20 protein-coding genes are annotated in these 15622 nt (G+C 53.2%); 9 read left to right on the top strand and 11 right to left on the bottom strand.

Going from position 1 to position 15622, the window contains the following annotated elements:
- Nucleotides 1–95: 95 nt before the first annotated feature.
- Nucleotides 96–1013 carry a hypothetical protein gene (locus tag ACMZ66_RS12925; RefSeq protein WP_416937616.1) on the bottom strand — a complete coding sequence of 306 codons (918 nt, stop codon included), beginning with the start codon at nt 1011–1013 and terminating at the stop codon, nt 96–98.
- A 78-nt stretch (nt 1014–1091) separates the two neighbouring features.
- Between ACMZ66_RS12925 and ACMZ66_RS12920 the strand changes: the two genes are divergently transcribed.
- Nucleotides 1092–2570, top strand: a complete 1479-nt coding sequence (locus tag ACMZ66_RS12920; RefSeq protein ID WP_416937615.1) for a M48 family metalloprotease — start codon at nt 1092–1094, stop codon at nt 2568–2570.
- 82 nt (nt 2571–2652) lie between these two features.
- On the opposite strand, the gene ACMZ66_RS12915 is transcribed toward ACMZ66_RS12920, so the two are convergent.
- The 3 genes from ACMZ66_RS12915 to fdxA all read right to left on the bottom strand — a co-directional run bounded on the left by ACMZ66_RS12915 (nt 2653) and on the right by fdxA (nt 4694).
- Entirely contained in the window at nt 2653–3456 is an 804-nt protein-coding gene (locus ACMZ66_RS12915; protein ID WP_416937614.1) for a hypothetical protein, read from the bottom strand.
- A 91-nt stretch (nt 3457–3547) separates the two neighbouring features.
- Entirely contained in the window at nt 3548–4048 is a 501-nt protein-coding gene (locus ACMZ66_RS12910) for a CarD family transcriptional regulator (protein ID WP_008889261.1), read from the bottom strand.
- 310 nt (nt 4049–4358) lie between these two features.
- Nucleotides 4359–4694 (bottom strand): ferredoxin FdxA, encoded by a 336-nt coding sequence (fdxA, locus tag ACMZ66_RS12905; protein ID WP_416937613.1) that lies wholly within the window; start codon nt 4692–4694, stop codon nt 4359–4361.
- A gap of 324 nt (nt 4695–5018) precedes the next feature.
- Between fdxA and ACMZ66_RS12900 the strand changes: the two genes are divergently transcribed.
- The 5 genes from ACMZ66_RS12900 (at nt 5019) to ACMZ66_RS12880 (ending at nt 10607) form a co-directional block, all read left to right on the top strand.
- Nucleotides 5019–7490 (top strand): EAL domain-containing protein, encoded by a 2472-nt coding sequence (locus tag ACMZ66_RS12900; RefSeq protein WP_416937612.1) that lies wholly within the window; start codon nt 5019–5021, stop codon nt 7488–7490.
- A gap of 65 nt (nt 7491–7555) precedes the next feature.
- Complete coding sequence (locus tag ACMZ66_RS12895) at nt 7556–7930, top strand: response regulator transcription factor (protein WP_416937611.1); 375 nt, start codon at nt 7556–7558, stop codon at nt 7928–7930.
- Nucleotides 7927–8550, top strand: coding sequence for a chemotaxis protein CheC (locus ACMZ66_RS12890; protein ID WP_416937610.1), 624 nt, complete (start codon nt 7927–7929; stop codon nt 8548–8550). Before ACMZ66_RS12895 ends, ACMZ66_RS12890 begins: the two co-directional genes overlap by 4 nt.
- Nucleotides 8551–8562: 12 nt before the next feature.
- The gene (locus tag ACMZ66_RS12885) at nt 8563–10185 is read left to right on the top strand and encodes an ATP-binding protein (protein WP_416937609.1); all 1623 of its coding nucleotides are present in this window, start codon (nt 8563–8565) and stop codon (nt 10183–10185) included.
- Nucleotides 10186–10223: 38 nt separating this feature from the next.
- On the top strand, nt 10224–10607 hold the full coding sequence (locus tag ACMZ66_RS12880) for a MerR family transcriptional regulator (RefSeq protein ID WP_416937608.1): 384 nt from the start codon (nt 10224–10226) through the stop codon (nt 10605–10607).
- A 20-nt stretch (nt 10608–10627) separates the two neighbouring features.
- Here ACMZ66_RS12880 and ACMZ66_RS12875 read toward each other — a convergent pair whose 3' ends face one another.
- Nucleotides 10628–11032 (bottom strand): YbaN family protein, encoded by a 405-nt coding sequence (locus tag ACMZ66_RS12875; protein WP_416937607.1) that lies wholly within the window; start codon nt 11030–11032, stop codon nt 10628–10630.
- A 147-nt stretch (nt 11033–11179) separates the two neighbouring features.
- Here ACMZ66_RS12875 and arfB point away from each other — a divergent pair, with 147 nt between their 5' ends.
- Nucleotides 11180–11596 carry an alternative ribosome rescue aminoacyl-tRNA hydrolase ArfB gene (arfB, locus tag ACMZ66_RS12870; RefSeq protein ID WP_416937606.1) on the top strand — a complete coding sequence of 139 codons (417 nt, stop codon included), beginning with the start codon at nt 11180–11182 and terminating at the stop codon, nt 11594–11596.
- 37 nt (nt 11597–11633) lie between these two features.
- Here the strand turns inward: arfB and ACMZ66_RS12865 are convergent, their stop codons facing one another.
- Nucleotides 11634–12245 (bottom strand): TetR/AcrR family transcriptional regulator, encoded by a 612-nt coding sequence (locus ACMZ66_RS12865; RefSeq protein ID WP_416937605.1) that lies wholly within the window; start codon nt 12243–12245, stop codon nt 11634–11636.
- Nucleotides 12246–12405: 160 nt separating this feature from the next.
- Here ACMZ66_RS12865 and ACMZ66_RS12860 point away from each other — a divergent pair, with 160 nt between their 5' ends.
- Together ACMZ66_RS12860 and ACMZ66_RS12855 are read left to right on the top strand one after the other, a co-directional pair.
- A complete protein-coding gene (locus tag ACMZ66_RS12860) occupies nt 12406–12933 on the top strand; it encodes an acyl-[acyl-carrier-protein] thioesterase (protein ID WP_416937604.1) in 528 nt (175 codons plus the stop codon).
- 10 nt (nt 12934–12943) lie between these two features.
- On the top strand, nt 12944–13153 hold the full coding sequence (locus tag ACMZ66_RS12855) for a hypothetical protein (protein ID WP_416937603.1): 210 nt from the start codon (nt 12944–12946) through the stop codon (nt 13151–13153).
- Between the two features lie 10 nt (nt 13154–13163).
- Here the strand turns inward: ACMZ66_RS12855 and ACMZ66_RS12850 are convergent, their stop codons facing one another.
- The 5 genes from ACMZ66_RS12850 to ACMZ66_RS12830 all read right to left on the bottom strand — a co-directional run bounded on the left by ACMZ66_RS12850 (nt 13164) and on the right by ACMZ66_RS12830 (nt 15621).
- Complete coding sequence (locus ACMZ66_RS12850; protein WP_416937602.1) at nt 13164–13787, bottom strand: ribonuclease HII; 624 nt, start codon at nt 13785–13787, stop codon at nt 13164–13166.
- A 59-nt stretch (nt 13788–13846) separates the two neighbouring features.
- The gene (locus ACMZ66_RS12845; RefSeq protein WP_416937601.1) at nt 13847–14356 is read right to left on the bottom strand and encodes a GNAT family N-acetyltransferase; all 510 of its coding nucleotides are present in this window, start codon (nt 14354–14356) and stop codon (nt 13847–13849) included.
- A gap of 93 nt (nt 14357–14449) precedes the next feature.
- Nucleotides 14450–14854: a Na+/H+ antiporter subunit G gene (locus tag ACMZ66_RS12840; protein ID WP_416937600.1), complete on the bottom strand. Its 405-nt coding sequence runs from the start codon at nt 14852–14854 to the stop codon at nt 14450–14452.
- A gap of 12 nt (nt 14855–14866) precedes the next feature.
- Entirely contained in the window at nt 14867–15136 is a 270-nt protein-coding gene (locus tag ACMZ66_RS12835; RefSeq protein ID WP_416937599.1) for a K+/H+ antiporter subunit F, read from the bottom strand.
- On the bottom strand, nt 15133–15621 hold the full coding sequence (locus ACMZ66_RS12830) for a Na+/H+ antiporter subunit E (RefSeq protein WP_416937598.1): 489 nt from the start codon (nt 15619–15621) through the stop codon (nt 15133–15135). The genes ACMZ66_RS12835 and ACMZ66_RS12830 overlap by 4 nt, the downstream gene beginning before the upstream one ends.
- Nucleotide 15622 lies beyond the last annotated feature (1 nt).

The raw sequence follows: 15622 nt of genomic DNA, 5'->3' as shown, positions 1-15622 counted from the left end.
GCGAATTACCTCATCGGTGTTCTTTGGACAGTTGCGTCTGAATGGTGGCAGCGCAGTAAAATCAATCTCATGATTACGGATACGAGAACAAGTCTCTATTCGGACATCACACAAAACCACGCAAGATTGTGTAAGGCGATATAAGGTCCCCCACGATTTTCGATAACACCGCGCACCCGTGTTTTCGCGCCAACCAAACGATCCAACCTGGATTGAAAATCTTGAGCACCAAACAGAGACTCACGAGTTTCTTTACCCAAGGCAATCGTGAAATCGCGACGCCAATCCTTGCCGAAATTAAGGTAGCTGCGCCATTCCTGATGTTCGATGCTTTGGATGATCCCATCCACGACAACAAAGCGCCCGACTGCATCCGTAACGCTTGGCAAGTTTATCCCGGCTGATGCGGGAAATGTCGAGACATGATAGCTCGTCGCAGCATTCTGGTCTGCCCACATGCCGATTTCTGCACTTATTGCCTGATCCTCTGCTTGGACCAGCGCCCTCAATTCCCTCGAGCCTTGCGGCAATAGCATCGCCAACCCGGCATTCAATAATTGCAATTGCCAGTCTGAAGCCGTGATATTCGAACTCTCCTTTACCTCCGCAATTGTTCGGCCAAGAAAGTCTGGGCGATCAGCGAGCAATGTGACAGAGACCTTCGCAGCACTGGCGCTCCGTAGCCAAGCGAGTGATTCTGCTTCCACCTCAGGCACAAAGGTTACGTCGGGCAATTTGAGCTTCAAACCCGGCAGATCGACGGAAGTGAATGCGTCGACAGCCTCGACCGACAGACTGGTGCGCAAGGCAGGCTCAGTCACAGCTTGGTCAGCAGAGGCGCTGCCATTGATCTCGGTTCCGCATCGCCATTCACTGGCAGAGACGTTGGATGCGGACACGATGACTAACAGACCCAACGTCCAAACGAACACTGATAGCAATCTGGTCGCAAAATCACCCCATTTGACAGGTTCAATTGTGCTGTTTGAATGTGTTGAATGATCCTGAAACACGCGTTACCAATTCCTGTTTGGTTTCGCCGGGGAGCTTTCTGCAGCTTACGCGGCAGAGCAGGATGAGGAAAGATATCAATGGGCTGGTTGAAGTTCGGACATAACAAGCACCTTGTCGCCATACTGGCAGCAATTGCACTAAGCACCACATTGGCAGGCTGCTCGACCAACCGCGCCACCGGCGAAGACAGCTTCACCGCCTTCATGTCACCCGACGAAGAAAAGCAGATCGGGTCGCAAGAACATCCGAAAATGGTCAAGGAATTCGGTGGTCAATATACCGAAATAGACCTGCAAAAATACGTCACTGAAATCGGTGAAAAACTGGTCGCCGTATCAGAAACCCCGAACGAAAAGTTTACCTTCACCGTCCTTGATTCCCCGGTTGTAAACGCCTTCGCACTGCCTGGTGGTTATGTCTATATCACGCGTGGCTTGGCTGCCCTTGCCACCAATGAAGCCGAACTTGCCGGCGTGGTCGCCCATGAAATTGGCCATGTGGTCGCACGCCATTCAGCGCAACGTTACAGCCGTGGCGTCCTGACGCAAATTCTTGCCGGTGGTCTATCGATCGCGATTGGCAATGGCGCGGGTGATTTGATTGGTGCAGGTGCCAATGCCTATTTAAAATCCTTCTCGCGCGAGCATGAGTTTGAAGCCGATATGCTTGGCGTGCGCTATATCACCAAGGCCGGGTACGATCCCGATGCCATGGCAACCTTCCTTGAGAAGCTTCGCGCGCATTCAAGACTACAAGCCGTTATGGCCGGACGATCGCCAGATGCTATAGACCAATATGATTTCATGGCAACCCACCCGCGTACTCTTGATCGCATTCAACTCGCCCATCAGCGCGCCAACGTGACCGAAGTCGCCAATCCGGAACTTGGCACCGTGCGCTATATGACAGCGATTGACGGCATCCTTTATGGCGACGGCCCGGATCAGGGCTATGTGCGTGGGCGCGAGTTTGTGCATGTGCCGCTGGACTTCCGATTTGAAGTCCCGGAAGGCTTTACCATGACCAACCAGCCAACGGCTGTTACCGCCAAGGATGACAAAGGTGCGCAGATCATCTTTGAAGGTGCGCCCGGGGCAAAAGACATGCGGCTGGATCAGTATCTGCAAAATGGCTTCTCGCGCCAGATTGCCATCCGCAATATCGAGATGATTGATATTGATGGCCAAGAAGCCGCCACGGGCAATGCCGATGTATCGCTACGTTCCGGATCAGCGCGCCTGCGCGTTGTTGTGATCCGTCATGGCGAGTCCGCTTATCAGTTCCTGTTCATCACACCACTTGATCAGGCCGATAGTTATAACCTGCCGCTTCGCCGAACGACCTATAGCTTCCGCCCGCTCAGCAGCCGTGAAAAGCAGATATACACACCACTTCGCATCAAGGTCCGTGCAGTGAACCCGGAATACACCTTGCAGACATTTATCGATGACATGCAGGTCGATCGCGCGCCAGCCGAAGTCTTTGCCACCATCAATGGCCTTGATGACGGAGAGGTACCGGCGACCGGATCATTGGTCAAGGTCGTGCGTAACTGATCCGACTGCGATCAACACCCAAAAACACAAAAGGCAGCATGAAAATGCTGCCTTTTCTTTTAATCCACTCAAGATGAGCGGCTTATGCGCTCGTGATATGATCAACAATCTTGCCATGACCATCAAGGGCCGCAGCAATCAAATGACCACCACGGCCAGCTCCGCCATCAATTGACAGGGTAAATTCACGCTCCTGCAATCCGGCCTGCCCGTGCGAAGAACCGCGCACAATACGTGCGCAGTCGTAATAACGTTCGGTAATTGCCTCAAACATCGAACCGCCCCACCAGAATGTGTCGGTCTGCCCGGTAAGTGGACGCGAACCATCCAGTCCAGCATGCACAAAAATCAAACGACCATCGGTGGAATATGCCGCATGTTTGAGATCAGACATCAACGCGTTATGGCCACTGTGTCGGCGAAGCGCATCGCCAAACATCGATGTCCATTGAGAAATCGCATGTGCGCCCTGACGCATCGTGGTTTGAACATGGGCCGGGTCAAAGCCATAGGCACGCACTGTTCCGGCAACACCGCGCGACAGCATCCAGTCAAAAACTTCACCCGGATTCGGGGCAAACTGGATTTGCTGGAGTTTGGACAGCATTTCTTCAGCAGCACCGCGCAGGAACGCAATATCGGCAATATCAACGCCATCAATGGCAATGAAGTAACGGCGGAACAGCAGAAGCTCGTTGATCGTGGTGACAACATGTTCGCCCGATCCATCGCCCCAGTAATTGCCAAGATAGACAAGCCGGTCGCCGGGGCGAACACGTTCTGCAAGCTTTTGGTGGACGACACGCAATGCGCGGTAATCACCGTTGATTGCGCCGACAACCCAGATTCTATCGGCCGGCTTAATCGGCGCCAGAACTGCACTCATCGCTGTAACCTGCCTAAAACAAAAACAAAACCGGCCCAAGGATACCTTGTGGGCCGGTTTTTATAAATAGTTGTATAGCTGACTTATGCAATCAGGCAGCTTTTTGCAGAAGCTTTTCGAGTTTGCCCGAAGCCTTGTCCTTGTCGATCTTCTCGATCGCAGCCAGTTCATCAACGAGGCGCTCGAAAGCTGCTTCGTAAATCTGACGTTCGGAGAAGGACTGTTCCGGCTGGGTCGCGCTGCGATGCAGGTCACGAACCACTTCTGCGATGGATACCGGATCACCGGAATTGATCTTTGCTTCATATTCCTGCGCGCGGCGCGACCACATGGTGCGTTTTACACGTGCACGGCCCTTAAGGGTAATGAGCGCAGAATCCATCTGCTTTTTCGAGGACAGCTTGCGCAGACCAGAGTTACCCACCTTGTTCACCGGCACACGCAAAGTCATGCGGCTGGATTCAAAGGTAATCACATAAAGGCGTAATTCCTGACCCGCGATTTCCTGGGTTTCCAGGCCGTCAACACAGCCAACACCGTGCGCGGGGTAAACAACGTAATCGCCAACAGCAAAGGGCAACTTATCCGACATCAAGCATCCTTCCGACCAAAACAGGTCTGGTCATTCAACTGTAACACTATAGACCCAGTGACGCGAAGAGCTGCACACGACCAAGCTTTTGGCGAAGTCGCGGTTTCAGACAGGGATTACAAAAAACGGAGATCCGACAATTCGGAACGAGCCTGTCGAGCCCTTAACGCGAGTTGACCAACATAGCACAACACGCCACCGGTTCACAGAAAATTTCCCGGCACATGGCTCAATGCAGCCATGCGTTTAACCCACTGGCAAAGGCCAGCGGGTTAAAAATCGTATAAAATCTCGGGGTTTAGTCCGACAATCAGTCGCCTGCGCCCGGTGCTTCGGACAGCATTTCGGTCTTGCCGGTTTTCCCGTTCCATTCGTCAGCATCTGCCGGAGCATCGCCTTTGCGGGTGATATTCGGCCAGATTTCGGCGAACTTGCGGTTAAGTTCCAACCAGTTATCCAGATTCGGCTCAGTATCAGGAATAATCGCTTCAGCGGGGCACTCGGGTTCGCACACGCCACAATCGATGCATTCATCAGGGTGAATCACCAGGAAGTTTTCACCTTCATAGAAGCAATCGACGGGGCAAACCTCGACGCAGTCCTGATACTTACACTTGATGCAGTTTTCCGTCACCACATAGGTCATGGTGTAACTCCGTACAGGTTGCTGGGCCGGGCTGCGGCTGCACCCGCGTTCGGCCTTGTTCTCTCTCGGGGATTGGGTTATCACGCACAGCTCTTGTGTGCAACTCCAATAAAACCCCTATTTTTTGCGTAGTATTCTGTTTTTGTCGCAATGCAGCACCGATCCGGATTGGGATCGATCAAATAACTGCGGCAAAGCAGCGCAGACCATACAGATTTCTTTGTGTTTTTCCAGCTCCCAGAACCGTGCGAGAATTGCTTTTGACCCCGCAAAGCCATAGTGTGCTTTGGGTCAGTTGGGATTTGCGAAAACTTGGGGTGCAGAGTGCCTGACAAAAGCCTTGATCAGCAACGGCTTAAGTGGCGTGACCGGTTGTCTGTCAAACAGGCAAGGATTGCGGTCGCCCTCACCTTGCTGATTGGACTTCTGTTTAGCGCCATCCAAATTGCCTGGGATTTACGTGAAGAACAGAACCTGATTGACCGCACGGTAAAACAGGTTTTGGCAACTTTGCGCGAATCCGCGACCCAGGCCGCCTATGGCCTGGATGAAACGCTGGCCGCGCGGGTTGTTTCAGGCATTTTTGAATATGAACCGGTCTATGAAGCTGTCCTTCGTGACAACTTCAACAATATCCTCGCCAAACAATCCGAAGAACAAATCAGCTCAAGCCGATCATTCCTGACCAAACTGATGTTTGGCGAAAATCAGCAATATGAAATTCAGCTTCTGACTGGAAACGCCGGGGACCTTGTTGGCCATCTAAGCGTCAAGATCGATACAGACATGATTGCCGGTGGCTTCCTCAACCGTGCAACGCGCATCTTAACATCGGGCATCTTGCGCAACCTGTTGCTCGGTCTGGTACTTGTCGCGTTCTTCTATGCCACCCTGACCAAACCACTTCTGCGCATTTCCGAACAACTGCGCAAAATTGATCCGCAGAACCCCGATCCCGAAGCCATTGATATCCCGCCTTCTCATGCCCGCGACGAACTTGGCATGATCTTGCAGACGACGCGCAATCTGATAGATCGCATCTCAACCACGCTTGAGAAGCTTCGCACCACTGAGCAACAGGTGCGCGACCGCGAAAGTCAGCTGAACGCGATTGTGCAAAACGTCGCCGACGGCATCCTGACCATCACGCCAACGGGCCGGATTGTTGAATATAATGCGGCTACCAAACAGCTCCTTGGCCTGATGCGCGATGAAACACCGCAAGGCCGTACCTTGCATGAATTCCTGATGCCGCGCGCGATCCCGCTTCTCGAACATACACTCGAAGACCTGGCATCCCATGCACCGGGCAGCAGTGCTGTGGAAAAGCGCATCACCCTTCCCATCGTGCGCGCCGATCAGAAGGAAATCGACGTTTCGGTTGCTCTTCGTATGATCCCGGATACAGCCACACCTTTGATGACCGCCGTTTTAAACGACATCACGGTGCGCAAGCGCTACGAAGAACAACTGGTTTATATGGCCAACCACGACACGCTGACCAACTTGCCCAACCGCAGCATGCTGGAACATAGCCTATCAAACGCACTTAAAACCCATCGCGACAATATTGCGGTCCGTCGTGGTGCAACAGCGGTTCTTTTCATCGATCTCGACCGGTTCAAGGTGATCAATGACAGCCTTGGTCACGGTGTGGGTGACTTGCTGCTTAAGGCTGTTGGCCTGCGCCTGCAAAAGGTGATTGGCCGTCAGGAAGTTGTTGGGCGCTTGGGCGGCGACGAGTTTTTGATCATCATCCCGGACCTGAAGGAAACCCAGGACGCGGCGATCCTGTCCCAAGCCGTGCTTGATGCGCTGGCACCAGCCTTTGACATCAAGGGGCGCGTTTTGTTTGTTACCCCATCGATTGGTATTGCCCTTTATCCATCTGACGGGGAAGACTTCCCGACCCTAATGCGCAATGCCGATACGGCGATGTATAGTGCGAAGTCCGGTGGCGGCGGGACATATCACTTCTTCACCAAGACCATGAATGAAAGTGCGATGGCGCGCTTGGTGATCGAAAACGATCTGCGCGAAGCACTGGCCAACAATCAGTTCGAACTGTATTACCAGCCCAAGGTCGATCTTCGCACGGACCGTATTTGCGGCATGGAAGCCCTGATCCGCTGGAAGCAACCGGGTCGTGGCTATATCTCGCCGATGCAATTCATCCCCGTGGCTGAGGAAACTGGTCTGATCGGCAAAATCGGCGAATGGGTGATCCGTGAAGTATGCCGTCAGATATCAGAATGGGATGCCCAATCACTGCCGCCACTTGCCATTGCAATCAACCTGTCTCCAAGGCAATTGATCGAAGGCCACATCACTGAAACCATTTCGCGGATATTAAGTGAAACCGGCACCCCTGCTGCGCGGATTGTCCTTGAAATCACTGAAACCGTCATGATGCAGGAAATCAAAAAGGCCGCGACCATTCTTGACGAGTTGCGCCATTTGGGCCTGCAGATTGCGGTTGATGATTTTGGCACGGGATATTCGTCACTGGCCTATCTCAAGCGTCTGCCGATCAATTCGATCAAGATTGACCGATCCTTTGTCCGTGATGTGACGATCGATACCGATGATGCCGCTATTACCAAGACCATCATTGCGATGGGTCATAACCTTGGCCTCAATGTCGTGGCAGAAGGTGTGGAAACAAATGAACAAATGGACTTCCTGCGTGAAAGCGGGTGCGACGAAGTACAGGGCTTCCTGATCGCAACACCGCAACCACCATCCGAGATCGTCCATCACATACGGCGCCTGTCCGCCATAGAACAAACAAGCTAGAGCTCTGCAAACCCCACAATTGGCGCAGATAAACGAACCAAAAAGAACGATAACCGAGAAAACACATGGCCCACAAAAGATCCGTCCTGCTTGTCGATGACAGCAAATTTGCCCGTCTTCTGGTGAAGGCATTTATTTCCAGCAACTTCACCGATTGGGAAATTGACGAGGCAGAAGATGCTGACAAGGCCCTCGCCCTGGTCGACGGCAAGACTTATGATTACCTGCTTTTGGATTTCAACATGCCGGGCATGGACGGGCTGGAACTGGGTGAAAAGCTGCGCGCGCGTTTCCCCGATGCTGTAATTGCCCTTCTGACTGCCAATATTCAGCAGGAAATCCAGAAAAAAGCCGCAAGCCTCGGACTGGACTTCATCGCCAAGCCGCCGACTGAAGAGAAAATTCGCGACTATCTTGCGGCACAGGAAGCTGCCCAATGATCGATCTGAGCGAACTTGAACATGACACCATCAGTGAACTGATCAATATCGGTGTCGGTCGTGCTGCGTCCTCTTTGTCTGAAATGGTTGAACAGCCGGTCGAACTGACCGTGCCGCGCATCACCTTTGTCGAACGGTTTTCCGATACCGAACTGGCAAAGGCCGCAACCGACGTTGTTTCAGCCGTCAGCCAAAGCTTCGATGGTCCGTTCAAGGGCGAAGCAATGCTGGTCTTCCCCGAAGAACGCAGTCTTGAACTGGTCCGAAGCCTGCTTAAGGTCGATGTACCGCTCAACACCCTGACCGATCTCGAACAAGAAGCCCTGATGGAAGTTGGCAACATCATCTTGAATGCCTGCCTTGGCAGCATTTCAAATGTGTTGGGCGAGCCGATCAATTGTTCGATGCCAACCTTCCGCAAGCGTGAAACACGATCACTGCTTGATGACGATGCCACCAATGGTGATGCCGGTAAAAAGCCGGTCCTGATGATCCTGCATGTTCAGTTCATGCTGCGTCAGAATGATATTGATGGCTATGTCCTGTTTGTCATGGATCTTGATTCCATTCAGATGCTGCGCGAACTGGTCCGGCGCTTTATCGCCAACTCGCTCGGTTAACGGGAACGGCAGATGAAAAAGCCTGAGGCAACGCAAACCACAGAAGCCGATACCACCTTCGACCTTGATCGTGAGGGGAATGCGGCCGAGCTGTTTGCGGCCTTGCTTGATACTGCCGATACCGGATTGGTGGCCTTGGCGCCAAACCGCACCATCTGCCATTGGAACCAATGGATGCAAAGCAGGTCGGGTCTGCCTGCTGATGATGTGATTGGCAAACATCTCGATGATGTCTTTCCTGAAACCAAACTTGGCCGCGTTAGTCTGGCGATTGATGATTGCCTGAAATTTGGTATGCCCGCGGTGATTTCGCCGTCACTTAATCAGGGGGCGTTGCCATTGCGCCCGCTGCCGCAATTTGCCGCGACCTTTGAGCGGATGGAGCAATCCATTCGCGTTCATCCGATCAAAACCAAGAATAACGGAACGCTCTGTTCGCTGATCATTCGTGATGTGACATTGGCAGTTCAGCGTGACCGGCTGTTGCGTCAACAGGCATCCGAACTGGCCGATCTGGTAACCCAATCCAAGCGCAGCGAAGACCGTACGCGCGCCATCTTGCAAAACACCATTGACGCCATCCTGGTGGCATCTGATGACGGCACGATCGAGCCGCTGAATGCACGCGCGCAGGAACTTTGCGACCCGACGGGTGATCCGGAACTGCGCAATATCATTCGCTTCCTGCTGCCTGACAGTGAACACACGCCCCTCACCCCGCCACCAGCAGATCGCCTTCTGACCGATCTTGGTACCGGCGTGATCGAGGTTCTGGCATGCACGCTTTCGGGGCGAACCGTGCCGCTTGAAGTTGCGATCAGTCATTTTTCCGCTGATCAGCGCTATCACTACATCATTACGCTGCGCGATATTTCCCAGCGCAAACGCCACGAGATGGAAATTCAGCGCACCATGCAGGAACTTGAACGTTCCAACAGCGAACTTGAACAGTTTGCCTATGCGGCGTCGCACGACTTGCAAGAACCACTGCGCATGGTTTCAAGCTATACCCAGCTTCTTGCCCGGCGCTATCAGGGGCAGCTTGACGATACGGCTGATGAATTCATTCATTATGCCGTTGATGGCACCCAGCGCATGCAGCGCATGATCGATGATCTCCTGACCCTGTCACGGGTTGGTCGTCACGGCAAACCGTTCCATCCTGTGCCGCTGGATGATCTGTTTGATGCTATCATGACCAACTTCAAACGTGCGGGCTCCGCACCCGAAGGCAACATCATCCGCGAAGGATCGCTTCCCACCGTCATGGGCGATGCCAGCCAGTTGCTGCTCCTGTTTCAAAACCTTGTTTCAAACGGGCTTAAATATAGCGATCCCAAAACAGGGCAGGTCCGGATATTTGCATCCGAGACCCCCAACAGTTACCGGGTATTTGTTGCCGATAATGGCATCGGGATCGAACCGCAATATCACGAAACCATCTTTGAAATCTTCAAACGCCTGCATGGGTATGGCGACTATGCCGGGACCGGTATTGGTCTTGCGATCTGTAAAAAGATCACTGATCGCCATGGCGGAACGCTTGATGTCACAAGCGCACCGGGCGAAGGCAGCACATTCTGTGTCGAGCTGCCCAAGGAATTGTCGATTGTCGCCGCTTCCGAAAGCATGTAGCTTTCAGTTTACGTAAGCGTAAAGATGATTGAGCCACCATGACTGACAGTTACTCCATCACCGACCTTGCCCGTGAGTTCGAAGTCACCACCAGAACCATCCGGTTTTATGAGGATCAGGAACTCATTTCGCCCGAACGGCAGGGTCAAACCCGTATCTATAGCCAGCGCGATCGCGTCCGCCTGCGTCTGATCATGCGCGGCAAACGTTTGGGTTTCTCGCTTAAGGAAATCCGCGATTTGTTGGATCTTTATGACGGCGACCGCAGCGAGATCACCCAGCTGACCACCCTTGTCGACAAGGTCAACGAGCGCCGCGAAACGCTTCGCAAACAGCGCGAAGACATCGATGCGACACTTGATGAGCTCGATAAGCTGGAAGAAACCTGTCAGGACGAATTGAAGCGCAAGAAGACCGGATAAGCCTGTCGCAACCCTGAAATCTACTGGCCCGTGCCGACCGATCCGGACGCCTTCGCCAAACGTGGTTCAGATGGACGCGACAGGATAAAGCAACTGACCGGGATCGCGACCAGAAGCTGGATCATCACCACCCAGCGGTTTTCGACGAAAACAAGTGATGCAGTAATCACAACAAGAAACGCCACCATCGCAAGGGTTTTGGCCCGACGATTAATCACGCCATGCTCATTCCATTGACGGATGGGTTCGCCAAAACGCGGATGGTTGCAAATCCAGTCATGAAGCCGTGGCGATCCCTTGGCAAACAGCCAGGCCGCCAGCAACATGAAAGGTGTGGTTGGAAGCAACGGCAAAAAGATGCCGATGACGCCAAGCCCAACCGAAAGCCATCCAAGGGCAAGATAGATATGCGATACGCGCAGCATTGATTTCCTGTTTACAGTCCGTCCCACCCCTGACAGGTTAGACGCCTGTAATGTAGGCGCAGAAATTCTGAAATTCAATCAATAGCCGACCATTACACTCAGTTATTTTTACCGTCCCGATGACACAGCAAAACCGCGCGATTTCCCATGATTGAAATTGAAAATGGCCTGTATTTGGATGAACGCCATCTGCAGTTTCAGTTTGTGCGCGCGTCCGGTCCGGGTGGTCAGAACGTCAACAAGGTATCCAGTGCCGTGCAAATGCGCGTGCGCATTGATGATCTGACCGAACTGCCAGATCGTGTGCGAACCCGCCTGCGTGAGTTGGCCGGAAGCAAGCTGACCAATGATGGCGAGATTGTTTTTGATGCCCAGCGTCACCGCACTCAGGAACGCAACAAGCAGGATGCCATCGAACGGCTTGTGGCATTGTTGCGCAAGGCAGCCGAGCGCAAGAAATTCCGGGTCAAAACCCGCCCCAGCCTGTCAGCAAAGCGCAAACGTGTTGATACAAAGAAGAAGCGCGGCGACACCAAGAAGATGCGCCAGAAACCATCATTTTAAATGAACATCATTGTTTATTTAAAATGATAACAGCAAGTTATCCATGTGGGCACCGCTGCACCCAATCTTCCATCAGGGCTGCGATTTCGACCGTATCAAGACTGTTGTGCGACAGGCTTTGCCATGTTGAAAATGTTACGGCGTGGCGCACCACGGACTTCACCAGATCACTCGCCTGACGCTTTGCCGACTGACAACCAAGAATATCGGAATACATCACATTGATCTGCTGATCGAAGCTGCTCAGCAAATCATCAAGATGCGCCAGCTTGGATCGATCATTCAACAAACCCGGCAGCACATCACTTGTGTCACTGAAATAGCTATACAGCATGCTCAGGATCGCGATCGGCCAGTTATCACGCGCAACCCCGTCACGCCATTCCGATGGATCGGGTAGCGGGTTTTCCGCAAACCAGGTCGTGATGGCTTCATCCATCAGGCCGGTTTCCTGCGGGAAATGGCGATAAATCGTCAGGCGCTGAACAGATGCCTTATCGGCAACAGCACTAATGGTGGTTGCTGCTGGCCCCACAGAACCATAAAGGGACAATGCCGCATCCATGATCTTACGATGGGTTTCCTGTTCTTTGGTCAATCGCTTTGTCTTGTTGTAGGACCGAGCCGCCATAACGTCTGCCTCAACCATCTGATTTCCCCGATCTATACAGCCTAGCGCATGATCGAACGCGCACACATCAATATTTTCAATATGCAATTATGTTTATTTAATTTGGATCACTGCGATTTGCCTGTCAGCACACTTTTGCCATATACATGCAGACAGACATTGACCGAGGTGCCCCACAATGACTATCGACTGGAACAAGATCGCAACTGCTGAACGTCCCGCCAATTGTGGCTGGGCTGGCACCTATCGCGTGCGCTATTCCGAGATCGGTGACAATGGCAAGGTGATGTTGCCTGCACTGGCTGATTACATGCAGGACGCCGCAGGTTGGGGGGCACGCATCCTGAAGCTGGCCTATGACGATACGGTGGATCAGGGGATCGCATGGGTACTTGCCCGAATGGTGATCCATGTCCGCGATTATCCCGGTAATGGCGAAGACATTCTTGTCGAAACATGGCCATCAGGTGTGTCGCGTCGGGTTGCCACCCGTGATTTCCGCCTGCGCAACAGTAAGGGCGAGGTCATTGGTGTCGCACAAAGCTTCTGGGTGATGTTTGATCTGCGCGAACGCCGTGCTGCGCAATGGCCAGACTGGATTTCTGAACGCCTGCCCAATCCGCCCGGCCCGAAATTGATCGAGCCGCCCTTGCGACACCATCAAGGCACGCCCATCGGACCTCGACCTTTATGGGCACGTCAATAATGTCCGTCTGATGCAATGGGTGCTCGGCGTGGCTGGGCCAAACAACCGGCCGGACTTCCATCCTGAAAGCCTTGATATCCAGTTCCGCACCGAATGCCGGGTTCACGAACGCGTCGAAATTCGTCACGCAAACGGCTTTGCTGCAGTGACACGTGAAGAAGATGAAACCGATCTGGTTCGCGCGCATATCGAACCACGTATCCGGATCGCGTTGGCTTAGTTATTCGGCGTTAGCGCTCAGCCATCATTGCTTCGAACAGATCAGCAATCGGCTTGAAGCTTCTGCGGTGATGCGGGGTTGGTCCGACTTCATCAAGCCCCAGCATGTGCTTTTTGACGCCATAGCCCGCATTGCCTTCCCAGCCAAAGAATGGATAGCGCACTGCAAGGCGTGTCATGGCGCGATCACGTACCACCTTGGCAACAATCGAAGCCGCAGCAATCGATAGCGACTTGCTATCGCCCTTTACCACGGTTTCCACATCACACGGCAATCCGGGATCACGGTTGCCATCCACCAATGCCTGATCAGGCACACGATCGAGCCGATCAACCGCGCGGCGCATGGCAACATAGGTCGCCTGCAAGATATTGATCTGATCAATCTCTCGGACCGATGCCGCACCGATGCCGACCTCTGCACAGCCCATGATCACCTCAAACAGGCGATGGCGCTTTTTGGCAGACAGCTTTTTGGAATCATTAAGCTCATTGACCAAAACGTCAGGAAGCCGTTCATCGCGTGGCAGGATCACCGCAGCCGCAACCACCGGCCCGGCAAGCGGGCCACGACCAACCTCATCAATCCCGGCGATACGTCCGGCATAGTGGTCTTCTATGGAAAAGTCTGGCATGGGCGGTGTTCTCTCTCTTTACACCGTCATAGCAAGCAGGATTTGGCCAGACAATGGCATTATCGTTTGGCACGATATTCGGCATGCGTCAGTTCATAAAACACGTCACCATCGTCTTGGTTGCGCGCCCGCATACCAAGCTTTTCGGCCAAACGACAGGATGCCAGATTCCGCCGATCAATCCTGGCCACGATGCGATCCAAACCGACATTCGCAAAGGCATGATCCACAATTGCGCATCCTGCCTCAAACCCTATACCTTTACCATGATGGTCGGGATGTAACCGCCAGCCGATTTCGATGTCGGGACCAACGGCGTCTTCCGGGATCAGCAACATCCAGCCCATGAAATGATCCGGGTTGTGTTTGGTAAAGATTGACCAATAGCCAAGCCCCTTGCCGTAATCCTGTTTAATCCGTGCCGCAATGAAAGTGCGATGCGCATCTTCGTCATCCCACGGCCCTCTGATGAAATCAAGGACACCGGGCGCCTTATCCATGGCAAGGCAGGCATCAAAATCATCCATCCTACGCGGGCGCAAGATCAGGCGGTTGGTTTCAAACTGCATCGGGTATCCAATATTGCGAGGTGATGAGTTGATCCTAACAAAAACGGCACCGGATGATCGGTGCCGTTTGTCGTATCAAAGGTCCCCGTCCTTTCAGGTTTTCTTTTTCTGATATTCCTCGCTCGGATCGTAACCCTCTGGCCCGACCGGATCAAAGGTTGCCCAGCCTTCATCCTGCTTGCTTGGTGGCAGATCCTTATGCGGATCGACATTCAGCAGCATATAGGCCTTGGCAATCAGGTTCGCCGTGATCGGTGCAGTCAGGAAGATGAACAGCGTGATCAGCAATTCATGGATGGTGAAATGACCGCGCTCGATCCAGAAGAACAGCATCGATGCAATCAAAAGGCTTCCCAACCCGACGGTGCTGGCCTTGGTCGGCGCATGCAGACGCGGCAAAAGATCGCGCAGCTTGATCATCCCGAATGACCCGACCAGCAGGAACGCCCCGCCAATCACGATCAGAAGCGAAATGATAAGTTCAACAACAAATGGCATCTTATCGCTCCCTTATTCGATGATGTCGCCGCGCAAGACGAACTTGCAATAGGCCACGGTGGAAACAAAACCGAACATCGCAAACAGCAACGCCCCTTCGAAATACATCGCCGTTGCCTGACCAATCCCATACAGGACCAGCAGCGCAATCGCGTTGATCGCCATGGTATCCACCGCCAACACGCGATCCGCGGTCGTCGGCCCCATTGTCAAACGATACAGGTTCATCAAAAGCGCCAAAGCCACACAGACGAAGCCGAAATTCAGTGCATATTCGATCATTCGAAAATCTCCTTCAGACGGCGTTCGTAGCGGTCCTTGATCTCGTCCACGACACTTTGCGGATCAGGTGCATGCAGGCAGTGAACCAAAAGGCTCTTGGCGTCTGCACTCAGATCAATCGTCACGGTTCCCGGCGTCATGGTGATTGTTCCGGCAAGGGTCGTGATCGCCTCGGGCGAGGTCAGATCAAGCGGCACGACAACACTTTTTGACTCAAGGCTTTCGGCCTTGCGAAACAGGATCAAGCCCGCCACCACAACGTTGGCGACCAGAATGTCCCACATCACCACCAGACCATATTCACAAATGGCATAGGCATTGCGCACTTTCGGACGGCTCGGCCAGAAATTGGCGGTAATCAGCGGAATGATCACAGCCAGGATCAGACCCAGAACCACGGCACCAGCCGAGATTTCATTAACCAGAAACACCCAGACAATCAGCAAAGCCAGCGTGAGCAGCGGATGAGGCAGATAACGTTTCATC

The sequence above is a fragment of the Thalassospira sp. genome (assembly GCF_048059015.1).
Classification (GTDB): Bacteria; Pseudomonadota; Alphaproteobacteria; order Rhodospirillales; family Thalassospiraceae; genus Thalassospira.
Note: the sequence above shows the minus strand (reverse complement) of the source record. Positions and strands in the feature narration are given on the sequence as shown.